The organism is Bacillus basilensis, assembly GCF_050630465.1.
Lineage (GTDB): Bacteria > Bacillota > Bacilli > Bacillales > Bacillaceae_G > Bacillus_A > Bacillus_A basilensis.
Genome location: NZ_JBNTQO010000006.1, coordinates 85,289 through 98,491, shown reverse-complemented (window position 1 = coordinate 98,491; position 13,203 = coordinate 85,289). Strand labels below are relative to the sequence as shown.

Here is a 13,203-nt window from a genome sequence, read left to right as displayed (position 1 = left end):
GAGAAGCCAGAAGCTTCTCCTTTTTTAATTCATTTTTTGTGAGTCTTTCATTAGTACAGGATAAAGAATAAGACCTAATACGAACAATCCGATTCCTAAGAAGAACGTTTTTAAATCAGCAGTTCCCGTTTTGATAACCCAAATAGAGTATACAAATGCTAATGTAGTAATGATTCCATCCTTTATTCGAGAGCCAGGCATTATATCATAAGTTTCCCCTGTAATAACCAATTTAAATTGGTACAGCGTCGAAACAAGGTATGGAATTAAATAAGCTAATGTTGCTACAACGATAGCGAAATTATAAGCTTCTGATACAGTACCAGAAATCGTTGAGAATAAGAAAATTTGTGTCATCACATTTGTAATAAATAATGATTTTGAAGGACTACCTTTTTTATTTGTTTTTGCGAACAACTTAGGGAAAAGTCCATTCTTTGCTGCCTGATAAGGTACTTCTGAACTAACAACGATCCAGCCAACTGTAGATCCAAATAAAGATACAAGTGCAAGTAAAGCCATTATATATGCACCTTTATTGCCAATTGCTAAATTTAATGCGTCTACTAATGGTTTTTGAGATTCTTTTAAAGCATCTTGTGGAAGAGCTCCCATTGTAAGTAGCGTAATTGACATGTAAATAAGAAGAGCGATAATTAATCCGAAAATAGTAGCTTTTTTTACATCACGCTGAGATTTTGCACGGTTAGAAAGCATTACAGCAGATTCAATACCGATAAATGCCCAAAGCGTTGCAATAGCAGCTGAATTGATTTGTCCACCTAACGAAATTGATTGTCCTGCTTCATTCATAAATGTTTGGCCGTCTCCGAAATTAGAGGCATTGAAAATGAATAATGTGATTACAATAAACATTGTAAATCCGATAATTTTTGCAATGGTAGCAAGAAGATTCATATTTCCAGCTCGGTCAATATTTTGAGAAAGAATGTATTGAATTCCCCATAACATAAGGCTACATACGAGGAAAGTTAATCCTTTTCCGAGTTCTAGTGAAAATCCGTTCGTTGAAAAGAGAATTTGCTTACTTTGTAACACTGGAAAGAATGTTGATAAATATCCAGCAAAGGAAATAATAACAGATGCTGTTGCAGCCCAGTTCGCAGCCCAATATCCCCATGCCATACTATATCCAGCAACTTTACCCGCTTTTTTTGAAGGAAACATCGCTTGCGCGTAACTTTGTGGTCCTGCTTTTAATTCTGGCTTGCGAATTGCTAAATTTCCAAATACGAGTGCAATCATAAATACGCCAAGGCCTGTAATACTCCATGCAAGTGTAGAACCCATTGGACCTGATACGTGTGCTAAATTTGCTGGAAGCATAAATACGCCACCGCCAACCATATTCCCGATAACAAAAGCTGTTAAAATCCATAATCCCCATTTTTTCGTTTCCATTTTTGTTAACTCCTTTGTAGTAAGATTTGCTTAAACATCATTTTTTACTAGCTTTTTGGCAATAAAAAAAGAGCCATGTAGATAAAAAATACCTACATGGCTCTTCGCCTAACGTAGGTACAACGGGAATAACCCTTGTACCTACGCGTAATTTTTCCGCTAGGTTTCAAGGGTTACGTATGATGATGATGTTTTTGTGCAAATGTAACTACAATTGTTGTATAAGTAAGCATAGTTCTTTGCTCCCTTTCTCCTCTGATTTTGAAGTTAGTATACTACATGTTTTTTTGAATGAAAAGAAAAATATAAAAATTTTTATAAAAATACGCTTTAGAGATTAAATATTTACCTGTATTTTTCCTATACTGGAAAATAAGTGAGAGATTGGCAGAAGAGTATAGCATGGTATAATACATATAGAATTAGAAGGTGACAAGGGGCTATTGTAGATGATGAGTAAGTATGAGCAAATTTATACAGAAATCAGTAAGTCTATTGATAATAAACAATTAAAAGAGGGATGCAAAATCCCATCAGAAACTGAATTAATGAAGCAGTATGAAGCAAGTCGAGGTACTGTAAGAAAAGCAGTAGATTTATTGCAAGAGCGTGGATATGTTCAAAAAATACACGGAAAAGGTGTTTTTGTTTTAAAGAGAAAAAACATTGAATTCAACTTTGGTGGTATTGTAAGTTTCCAAGAAGAAAATGAACGTTTAGGACGTCATTGTATTACAGAAGTCGTAGAAATAGAAAAAGTAAAAGCGACAAAAGAAGTTGCAAAACTATTAAACGTGAAAGAAAAAACAGAAATAGATCATATTAAACGCGTACGAAATATTGATGGAGAAAAAGTAATTTTGGATATCAATCATTTTGTGTCGGAATATATTCCAGGATTAACGAGTGAAATTGCGGCGAAGTCCATTTATAAATACATTGAGAAAGAACTAGGGCTTCATATTAGTTACTCACAGAGGGTAATTGAAGTGCAACCATGTACAGAAGACGATAGAAAGTATTTAGATTTAAATGGGACAGACTATGTTGTTGTTGTGAAAAACTTTACACATTTTTATGATGGAAGTCAGTTCGAATATACAGAATCCCGCCACCGTTTAGATATTTTTCATTTTTCGGATGTGGCGCGGAGAAAGTAAAGAGGTGGAACAAACTATTGTTTCATCTCTTTTTTTATAAAAAAAATACAAACTCGTATATACGAGTGTTGACTAACTTATATATACGAGTTAATATGTAAGTGTAAACGGTATCAAAAAAAGAAAAGAGGGACGGGAATATGGGGAAAGACTATCGTAAAACAGCTGAGGAAGTGTTGCAGTATATTGGTGGGAAAGACAATATTGAACAAGCTGCGCACTGTGTAACGAGGCTCCGTATCGCTTTAAAAGATGAAAGTAAAATAGATAACGATAAATTGCAGTCTGTTTCATTAGTGAAGGGAGCGTTTCATAATGCTGGGGTATTTCAAATTGTAATCGGTCCAGGAGATGTTGATCGAGTATATGCCGAATTGATAACGCTTGCAGGTATGAAGGAAGCGACAGTAGCTGACGTAAAAGATTCCGGAAACCAAAAGTTAAATCCAGCTCAAAAGTTTGTAAAAGTATTTTCAGATGTATTTATGCCGATATTACCAGCAATCGTAACAGCTGGTTTACTAATGGGAATTAACAATCTATTAGGGGCAAAGGACTTATTTTTTGAAGGTAAAAATTTATTAGATGTGTATCCAAACTTAAGTGGACTTTGGGATTTAATTAATATGATGGCGAATACAGCATTCGTATTCTTACCAGCACTTGTCGGTTGGTCAGCAACGAAGCGGTTTGGTGGTAGTCCGATATTAGGGATTGTTATGGGGTTAATGCTTGTGCATCCTGCCTTATTAAATGCGTGGGATTATGGAAAAGCAGCGACTGGTTTAGATGGACAAAAGATTGAGTACTTCGATATTTTAGGATTATTTCAAATTGAAAAGGTAGGGTATCAAGGTCAAATCTTACCTGTCTTAGTAGCAGCATTTGTATTAAGTAAAGTGGAAATCTTCTTAAAGAAACATGTACCAAATGCAATACAATTATTAGTTGTACCAATTACAACGATTGTCGTAACAGGTGTGTTGGCGTTAGGGATTATTGGTCCAGTTACACGTCATATTGGAGATTTATTAACAGCTGGATTAGTAGGTGTATATGAAACTGTGCCAGTAGTTGGAGCAGTATTGTTTGGAGCATTATATGCACCGCTCGTAATTACAGGTATGCATCATATGTTTATTGCAATTGACTTACAATTAATTGCACAGCACGGTGGTACATTCATTTGGCCAATGATTGCTCTTTCTAACATTGCACAAGGTAGTGCAGCACTTGCGATGTTCTGGATTTCTAAAAATCAAAATGATAAAAGTATGGCATCCACATCAGCAATTTCAGCATATTTCGGTATTACAGAGCCAGCTATGTTTGGTGTGAACTTACGAAATAAATTCCCGTTCTATGCAGCAATTATAGGATCGGCTGTGGCAGCGATATTCATTACGTTAAATGGTGTATTAGCACCTGCTATTGGAATTGGCGGATTACCAGCATTTATTTCTATCATTCCGAAATCGATTCCAATGTTTATTGTAGGAATGGTTATCGCAGTTGTAATCCCGTTTACGTTAACGTGGTTATTTGCAAAAAGAGTTAAACAGAAGTAGGAGGAAGTTAAACATGAAGGATTGGCATAAAAGTGTAGTTTATCAAATTTATCCGAAGAGCTTTAATAGCTATTACAATAAAGAAACCGGTGATATAAAAGGCGTTACAGAAAAACTAGATTACTTAAAAGAACTCGGAGTAGATTATATTTGGTTAACACCGATATACCAATCACCACAAAATGATAATGGATACGATGTAAGTGATTATTACAGCGTTGATCCATCTTACGGGACGATGGAAGAGTTTGAAGAGCTTTTAGAAGAAGCGAAAGCGCGTAACATTGAAATTATGCTAGATATCGTTGTAAATCATAGCTCGACGGAGCATAAGTGGTTTAAGGAAGCGAAAGAAGACAAAAATAGTCCATATCGTAATTACTATATTTGGCGTGATGAAAAAAATAATTGGCAATCTAAGTTTGGCGGATCTGCTTGGAAATACGATGAGAAGACAGAGCAATATTTTTTACATCTATTTGATGAGACACAAGCTGATTTAAATTGGGAAAATGAAAAGCTTCGTGAAGAAGTATATGATATGATGCGTTTTTGGCTAGATAAAGGGGTAACTGGATTCCGATTAGATGTTATTAATTTAATTTCAAAAAATCAACAGTTCTTAAATGATGACGGAAGTACGGCGACAAGCGATGGCCGTAAATATTATACAGATGGCCCGCGCGTTCATGAATATTTACAAGAGATGAACCGAAATGTTTTTGAAGGGAAAGATGTCATTACAGTTGGAGAAATGTCATCTACGACAATTGATAATTGTATTAAATATTCGAATCCGGATCGTAATGAACTGAGCATGACATTTAGTTTCCACCATTTAAAAGTAGATTATCCGAATGGTGATAAGTGGACGAAGGCTGATTTTGATTTCATTAAATTAAAAGAAATTATGTCTAATTGGCAAATTGAAATGCAAAAGGGCGGAGGATGGAATGCGTTATTCTGGTGTAATCATGACCAACCTCGTATTGTGTCACGCTTCGGTAATGATGAGAAGTATAGAAATGAATCTGCAAAAATGTTAGCGACAGCTATGCATATGTTGCAAGGCACACCTTACATTTATCAAGGCGAAGAAATCGGTATGACGAATCCTAAATTCGAGTCTATCGAGCAATATCGCGATGTGGAATCGTTAAATATATATGATATAAAGCTAGAAGAAGGATTATCAAAAGAAGAGATTATCGGGATTTTAAAACAAAAATCTCGTGATAACTCCCGTACTCCAATGCAGTGGAATGAAGAGGTGAATAGCGGATTTACAACAAATACACCTTGGATTACAGTTGCTGAAAACTTTAAAGAGATAAATGTAGAGAAGGCACTAGAAGATAAAGAGTCTGTATTTTATCATTACAAAAAACTAATTGAACTAAGAAAAACATATGATGTAATTACAGAAGGAAAATATGCTATTTTAGATGAAAATCACCCTAAGATTTGGGCATATACACGTATTGTAAATGATGAGGTATTACTTGTTATCAATAACTTCTATGGAGAAGAAATAACGTATTCTGTACCAGTCCATGTTCAAGTAGATGGAATGAAACAAGAAGTACTACTGTCGAATTATAAAGATTCCAGCAAGGATATTACAAAACTTAACTTAAGACCATATGAATCAATTGTGTATCGATATACGAAATAAAAAGGTTGTATGCCCGCATGGCATACAACCTTTTTATTTTAAGACACCGCTGTATAAAATATTTACTTCTACCTCTGGTTTGAATTTTACCTTTGCATAATCTTTATTCCAATTTTTTTTCTTCCATAAATCAGGATGATAAGCGATAAGGTGTCTGCCGATACCGAAAGCATCACAGTTTGCTTTTTGTAGCTTTTTTGTTATTTGTTTTGCTTCTTTTGTAAGTTGCTTTGATAATTCTTTATTTAGTTTTTTTCTTGCACTCATTTTATAAAGATTATCTCTTGGAGCCTCAAGTGCTATAACTTTTAATTGAAGCTTAATGTGAGCATAAACATTTCCTTTTTTATCTGTTGTTATTTTTAAGTCTCGTTTTAACTTTCGATTGCTAATTTCCATTGTTAAATAATCAGATGTCTTCTCAGATTCATCACTAGTAAGTTTTTGGGTTATACGGGCACTTGTTCCCATTTTTCCGGTTAATAATACGAATAAAACAGATTGTTTCAAAGGTAAATGCCCAGTTAATTTATCATTGTTAAATAAAGCTAATCCGTTTGTAATTACTTCATTTCCTTTTATTTTTATAGAAGGGAGGGTAAAGTCTTTACCGGGATCTAACATTTTTGTAGCAGCTGTTTCTAAAGTTTCTTTTGGAAATACACTCATATCTTCTAAGCTTTTCACTTTTTTCTTTAGAAAATCTCCAATTAGTAAATTTCCTACTTTCTTTTTTTCTAGTATCTCGGATGTTTCACCATCTACTGCAATAAGTTTTACTAAAGCAGTTGGGTTTGTTGGGTCCCGAAAGCTGACATCTAAATAAGGTAGTACACCTTTTTTTAGAATTTTGGTTCCTAGTAATTGAACACCATATTTGAAATAACGAATATTCCCGGTTACATTTTTTTTCAGTGCATCGCTTGTATCTCTTATGTTATGCCCAGTTGCTGAATGTATTTCATTCTCGAATGAAGCTTGTTCTCCGCTTGAACTTTTTACGAGCTCAATTGTTTGCTGGAGTTTATTCTCTTCCGTAATATCAGATCCAATACTATAAGCTAACCTTGCTTCCCTTAATGGTTCTTGATCCCAGCAGCCAGAAAGGAATGCACTAGTACATAATACAAAAAGTAATTTAACTCTTTTTTTGAACATACTGTTCTCCTTTCTTATTTCTTATTACTGAATAAAGTAGAAATAAAAGAGGGAGGACAACGATGAAAATATAGGTGAACTTATCAGTGAAAGTTGAAATTACCTTTAATTCTTCAGGTGTATCGATAAATAAAGCTACACTAAAAGCAATAATACCAACGATTGGAACAGCTTTTTTATGGTTAGCAAGATTGAATATATGTCCAATTCCTATAGAAGCAGCGCAGTAATAACTAGCGATAGAAGCTACAACTGTTATCATCCAAATTGGTATGAATAGTAAATCAGTTCGGTCTATAATCCCGATATGCAAGGAGCGTAATAAGTAAGCAACTGGTTCTGGAATAAGCTCAATTTGTTTGGGACTAAATACGATAAAGCAAATCCAAACAGTAAAAGTATAAAAAAGGGTTACAAATCCATTAGCGATAGAAATTGCCTTTAGTTTTGCTACAGAACTCCCGTTTACTTTTGGGAAAGCGATAAGAATAATTTCAAAACCATACATAGCTGTAATTGTTTCTTTTGATGCTTGAATAATATTCCACCATCCGGCTTCTGTAATTGGAAAAATATAAGAAAAATCAGCTCGTGAAAACCCTAGTGCAATTAAAAGAGCCATGGGCAAAATGAGAATAGAAGCCATGACATAAAATCGTACAATAACTTTGAATGTGTTATAGGCTATATAGCAACAAGCTATCGTAAATAGTAAGAGAATTGCGTACCATGGGGTCGCTTGCAAAACCCATACTTTAATGACATTACAAGCATTTAACATAACTGTCATACCGATAAGAGTAAAATAAAAAACATAAGCAAAGCCTAATAGTTTTCCAAACTTATTACCAAATAGCATACAAACACTTTCATACATATCTGCATCAGGAAATCGTTTTAAGAAAAGCCACATAAGTAAAATAATAAGTTGAATTGCAAGTCCAGCGATGAGAGCGGAAATCCATCCACCACCTTTTGCTATCGGATGAAGACGGTTAGGTAGAGATAGTATACCGACCCCAATTTGGCATTGAATAACGAAAAAGGTAAATTGAACAAGCGAAATTTTACTTTGCGTGTTTGTCACCGTCCTCATCCTCTCTCGTTACATGTTGGCGCTGCATTTTTTTCGGTTTTGGATCATGTGGTCGTTCCCAAAAAGACCAAATTGGTAGTCTTACAAAAGAATCTTTCATATCTTTAATCCGCATCGGAGCAACAGGAGAAAGATATGGTGTATGAAATGAATGTAACTGGCATAAATGAACAAAAGTTATAATGAGACCGAATGATATTCCTACATATCCGAATATAGCAGCAAGGAGCATTAATGGAAAACGAAGAATTCGAACTGCTGAACTCATATCGTTCGATGGAACAAGAAAAGATGAGATTGCAGTTAAAGCTACAACGATAATCATTGTGTAAGAAACGAGTCCGGCTTTTACAATTGCATCACCAATTACTAAACCACCTACAATACCGATTGTTTGTCCAACTCGGCTCGGCAAGCGAATGCCAGCTTCCCGCAATAACTCGAAAATTAGCTCCATTAAGAGAGCTTCGAAAATAGGAGGAAGTGGTACTTTCTCTAATGAGGCTTTAATTGTATACACAAGTTCGAGCGGCAATACATCAGGATGAAAGGCTACGGTTGCGATATATATAGCTGGTAAGAGAAAAGCAATCAAGAAACTAACTAAGCGAATCATTCGGACGAAAGATCCAACGATCCAGCGGTTATTATAATCATCTGGTGATTGATAAAAAGCGAATAATGTAACAGGAACGATAAGAGCTGTTGGATCTCCATCAGATAAAATAGCAACGCGTCCTTCCATTAAATTTGCTGCGACTCTATCTGGACGCTCTGTATTTAATTGCTGCGGGAAGGGTGAGAAAGACGTATCTTCTATAAATTCTTGTATGTATCCTGGAGATATGAGTGCGTCCGTTTTAATCGTTTCTAACCTTCTTTTCACTTCTGTAACGAGATCGTCATTCGCTATGTTTTGCATATAAGCAATTGCCACTTTTGTATGCATTTCTTCACCAAGTGTGAAATATTTAACGACGACATTTGGACTTTTTATGAGTTTACGAATCGAAGCTAAATTAGTTGCTAAATCTTCTACAAAACCAGAATGCGGTCCACGGACAACCCCTTCATTATCAGGTTCTGTTATATCTCGCTTTAAAGAAAGAGCTGTTTCAAAAATACAAAAACTGTCGACTTGTTCATGAAAATATAATGATTTTCCTTGTAATAGAAGCTGTACGCCATAATTTAAATTTGTTTCTTTTTTCATATTTAATGTGGCGAAAGCTTTATCCAAAGGTAAATCCGAACGGGTTAATAAAGGCTCAAGAGCTAATTGGTGAATTAAATTTGGGTCTGCTAAAGATTCGATATATAAGATTGTTCCTTTGCTGTTTTGAAATGGGAGATCTAATTTTTTTATATCATCAGAATGGGAAAGTTTATTTTCAATGTAATTAATGTTCTCCGGAAGGGATGGAAACATATGCTTTTGATTTTTACTTTCTTGTTGGTCCTTGTAATTTTCCATAATTTCCACCTCTTTTAGAATAAAGTCACTTCTGTTAATTTTTGTCGTTTGTGAGAAATTTATGCTTGAATTATTTTTTAAAAAAGAGGATTGAAAGTTACGTTATATTGTCTTTTGTACATTATTCAATTTCATAGCAGTACTTCTAACATTTGTGTCGAATTAAGAAGATATATAGGAGGGATACATATGGAAATAGCTGTAGAACGAGTTTTTACAAAAGCGATTTTAGCAAGTGCAGCAAAGGCATTTCATGTAACAGTGGAAGACAAGCCGCTTGGAGATTTTGAGAATTATATTTTTAAGGCGAAGGGTGATAATGGCGAAGACTATGTATTACGTTTAACGCATTCGTCGCATCGTTCTAAAAAAGAAGTCGAGGCTGAACTAGATTTTTTACGATATGTTGCGGAGAACGGAGCAAAGGTAGCAGGACCTCTTTATTCAACGCCTCAAAACCTTGTAGAAGAAATCAGAGCAGAGGATGGGACTTTCTTTTTCGCTTCCTTATTTACATATGCAAAAGGTGAGCAAGTAAAAGGAGAAGGATCGCATTATTGGGGAGATGCTTACTTTGAAGCGTGGGGAAAAGCGATTGGCCAACTGCATCGCCTAACAATGAACTATCCTAAAACAGATTATCGTGATACGTGGGAAAAAGATGAGAGCGGGATTGTTAATGAATTAGAAGATGATCAAGTGAAAAAGATTGCTGCGGTATTAATGGATGAAATAAAGGCTCTTCTAATTGAAAGAGAAACATTCGGCCTTATGCACGGTGATATCCATCCCGGTAATTTTCATTATGATGGAAAAGAGCTAACAATCTTTGATTTTGATGATGCGGCTTATAATTACTTTATACATGATTTAGCGATGGTTCTCTATTACTCTGTTCTATTTACACCGTGGACAGCGGAAGAGAAGACAGGTTTTGCTCGTAAACAATTACAAGTTTTACGAAAAGGATATGAGTATGAGCACAGGCTGGCGGATAGTTGGTATGAATCGTTACCACTATTTTTACGTTTGCGTGACATAGGTCTATACGGCACACTCCAAAAGAAGTTCAAGGGGAAAGATATGCCAGATAACTTCCGAAAATTATCTGAAGAGTTATATGAAAGAATTATAAGCGAAGAAGCAATTGTGAATATATAATACATTTTGTTCAAAACAAAGTATACAAAATAAATGTATACTTTGTTTTTTTATACAAAAATATGTTTGTTTTATTAAAATAATATTGTCATAGATTCGGTATACATTTATAATTTTTATATATTCTGAATATTCTTGATAAAAAGGAGGGGGAATATTGGAAGCTTTCGTAAATTGGTTAAATAATATTGTTTGGAGTCCAGCACTTGTTTATTTATGTTTAGGAGTAGGTTTATATTTTTCTATTCGAACGAGGTTTTTACAAGTAAGGCACGTAGGAGAAATGGTGAAGCTGACATTTCAAGGAGAAAAATCAGAGGCTGGTGTTTCTTCATTCCAAGCGTTAGCACTTTCGTTATCAGGGCGCGTTGGGACAGGGAATATCGCCGGGGTAGCAACAGCGGTTGCCTTCGGTGGACCAGGAGCTGTATTTTGGATGTGGGCAGTAGCCTTTTTAGGAGCAGGATCAGCTTATGTAGAATCAACACTCGCGCAAATATATAAGACAAAACACCAAGGACAGTTTCGCGGTGGACCTGCTTATTACATTGAAAAAGGTTTAGGTGTGAAATGGTATGCTTTAGTATTCGTTGCAGCTACAATTCTTGCAACGGGGCTTTTACTACCAGGTGTGCAGGCTAATAGTATTGCTGTAAGTTTAGAAACGGCTTTTGGGATTAACACTACTGTATCAGGGGCTTTATTAGTTGTTGTATTAGCTCTTATTATCTTTGGTGGGGTAAAGCGAATTGTTAATGTGGCGCAAGTTGTCGTACCGTTTATGGCTGTTGGCTATATTTTAGTAGCTTGCGTTATTGTTGCTATGAATATTGAAAAATTACCAGAAGCATTTATGTTAATTATAAGAAGCGCGTTTGCATTAGAAGCTGCTTTCGGTGGTATTATCGGTTTGGCAATCTCTTGGGGAGTAAAACGTGGTATTTATTCCAATGAAGCAGGGCAAGGAACTGGGCCACATGCGGCGGCAGCAGCTGAAGTATCACATCCAGCTAAGCAAGGTTTAGTGCAAGCATTTTCCGTTTACATTGATACATTATTTGTTTGTTCAGCAACAGCATTTATGATGATTATTACAGGCATGTATAACGTATTTGATGCAAGCGGAAAAAACTTTATCGTAAATAAATTAAATGGTGCTCAGCCAGGACCAGGATATACACAGGCAGCGGTAGAATCTGTTTTCCCTGTATTTGGAAACGGTTTCGTTGCAATCTCGTTACTATTCTTTGCATTTACAACAATTATGGCATATTACTACATTGCAGAAACGAATATCGCGTACTTAAATCGAGATAAAGACCGTCCTTGGTTGTCTATGGTACTAAAATTTGTCTTTTTAGGAGCTGTATTCTACGGCTGTATCAAAACAGCAGCAACGGCGTGGGCTTTAGGTGATATCGGTGTAGGAATTATGGCATGGGTAAATATCATTGCGATTTTACTATTACAAAAACCTGCATTAGTCGCATTAAAGGATTATGAAAAGCAGAAAAAAGAAGGAAAAGATCCAGTATTCGATCCAGGACCATTAGGCATTAAAAATGCTGATTTCTGGGAGCATGAATACGGAAAAGATAAGAAAGAAGAAGTATCTTAATAGAATAGGAACGAAGGAGCAAAGGGAAAATCCCTTTGCTTTTTTTATGGACAAAATGAAGCTGGAAGTTATTTTTTTGCCTATTTTTGAATATAAAAAGAATGTACATGCTTTGTTAGTGGAAGGGGGGAGTATGTTGATAGAGTTTCGTAATGTAAATAAATATTATGGCAATTTTCAAGTTTTAAAAGATATTAATGTGCAAGTGAAAAAAGGTGAAGTGGTAGTAGTTGTTGGGCCTTCAGGATCAGGAAAAAGCACGTTGCTTCGGTGTATAAATCAATTAGAGACAATTACAGATGGAGAGTTAATTGTACAAAATGCGGAGGTACACAATGTCAAAACAGATATGAATAAATTACGCCGCAATATTGGGATGGTCTTTCAACATTTTTATTTATATCCACATAAAACGGTTCTTCAAAATATTACACTAGCACCTATTAAAGTAAATAAAGTTTCAAAAGAAGAAGCTGAGAAAACAGCGATGTTTTATTTAGAGAAAGTAGGAATTCCGGAGAAGGCCAATGTATACCCACACCAATTATCGGGGGGACAACAGCAAAGGGTAGCAATTGCTAGAGGACTCGCGATGCAGCCTGAAATTATGCTATTTGATGAGCCTACGTCTGCTCTTGATCCAGAGATGATCGGGGAAGTACTTGATGTTATGAAAACGCTAGCTAAAGAAGGGATGACGATGGTCGTTGTCACACATGAGATGGGATTTGCACGAGAGGTAGCAGATCGGATTTTATTTATGGATGATGGCAAGATCATTGAGGATACAACACCGGCGCAATTTTTTGCGAGTCCTGAACAAGAAAGAGCGCGTCTATTTTTAAGCCGAGTGTTAAATCATTAAAGGAGG

Annotated in this window: 10 protein-coding genes; 6 read left to right on the top strand and 4 right to left on the bottom strand. The window is 35.5% G+C overall.

The genetic code is table 11. From position 1 onward, the window contains the following. Positions 1-24: 24 nt before the first annotated feature. Positions 25-1,422, bottom strand: coding sequence for an amino acid permease (locus tag ACQVV1_RS14635; RefSeq protein ID WP_242255406.1), 1,398 nt, complete (start codon positions 1,420-1,422; stop codon positions 25-27). Between the two features lie 449 nt (positions 1,423-1,871). Here ACQVV1_RS14635 and treR point away from each other — a divergent pair, with 449 nt between their 5' ends. From treR to treC, 3 genes are all read left to right on the top strand, one after another. Then, on the top strand, positions 1,872-2,582 hold the full coding sequence (gene treR / locus ACQVV1_RS14630; protein WP_242255404.1) for a trehalose operon repressor: 711 nt from the start codon (positions 1,872-1,874) through the stop codon (positions 2,580-2,582). A 140-nt stretch (positions 2,583-2,722) separates the two neighbouring features. Beyond that, positions 2,723-4,150: a PTS system trehalose-specific EIIBC component gene (gene treP, locus ACQVV1_RS14625; RefSeq protein WP_000513953.1), complete on the top strand. Its 1,428-nt coding sequence runs from the start codon at positions 2,723-2,725 to the stop codon at positions 4,148-4,150. Positions 4,151-4,163: 13 nt separating this feature from the next. Further along, positions 4,164-5,825 (top strand): alpha,alpha-phosphotrehalase, encoded by a 1,662-nt coding sequence (treC, locus tag ACQVV1_RS14620; protein WP_431169031.1) that lies wholly within the window; start codon positions 4,164-4,166, stop codon positions 5,823-5,825. A gap of 33 nt (positions 5,826-5,858) precedes the next feature. Here treC and gerKC read toward each other — a convergent pair whose 3' ends face one another. The 3 genes from gerKC to gerKA are packed head-to-tail and all read right to left on the bottom strand — an operon-like array spanning position 5,859 to position 9,553. Further along, on the bottom strand, positions 5,859-6,983 hold the full coding sequence (gene gerKC, locus ACQVV1_RS14615; RefSeq protein ID WP_242255400.1) for a spore germination protein GerKC: 1,125 nt from the start codon (positions 6,981-6,983) through the stop codon (positions 5,859-5,861). Then, positions 6,964-8,070 carry a GerAB/ArcD/ProY family transporter gene (locus tag ACQVV1_RS14610; RefSeq protein WP_048525059.1) on the bottom strand — a complete coding sequence of 369 codons (1,107 nt, stop codon included), beginning with the start codon at positions 8,068-8,070 and terminating at the stop codon, positions 6,964-6,966. The genes gerKC and ACQVV1_RS14610 overlap by 20 nt, the downstream gene beginning before the upstream one ends. Continuing rightward, entirely contained in the window at positions 8,051-9,553 is a 1,503-nt protein-coding gene (gene gerKA, locus ACQVV1_RS14605; protein WP_431169030.1) for a spore germination protein GerKA, read from the bottom strand. Before gerKA ends, ACQVV1_RS14610 begins: the two co-directional genes overlap by 20 nt. Positions 9,554-9,742: 189 nt before the next feature. On the opposite strand from gerKA, the gene ACQVV1_RS14600 reads away from it, so the two are divergent. The 3 genes from ACQVV1_RS14600 (at position 9,743) to ACQVV1_RS14590 (ending at position 13,197) form a co-directional block, all read left to right on the top strand. After that, a complete protein-coding gene (locus tag ACQVV1_RS14600; protein WP_431169029.1) occupies positions 9,743-10,714 on the top strand; it encodes a phosphotransferase enzyme family protein in 972 nt (323 codons plus the stop codon). A gap of 157 nt (positions 10,715-10,871) precedes the next feature. Then, positions 10,872-12,332 carry an alanine/glycine:cation symporter family protein gene (locus ACQVV1_RS14595; RefSeq protein WP_431169028.1) on the top strand — a complete coding sequence of 487 codons (1,461 nt, stop codon included), beginning with the start codon at positions 10,872-10,874 and terminating at the stop codon, positions 12,330-12,332. Then, positions 12,277-13,197 (top strand): amino acid ABC transporter ATP-binding protein, encoded by a 921-nt coding sequence (locus ACQVV1_RS14590; protein WP_431169027.1) that lies wholly within the window; start codon positions 12,277-12,279, stop codon positions 13,195-13,197. Before ACQVV1_RS14595 ends, ACQVV1_RS14590 begins: the two co-directional genes overlap by 56 nt. The last annotated feature ends 6 nt before the right edge of the window (positions 13,198-13,203 follow it).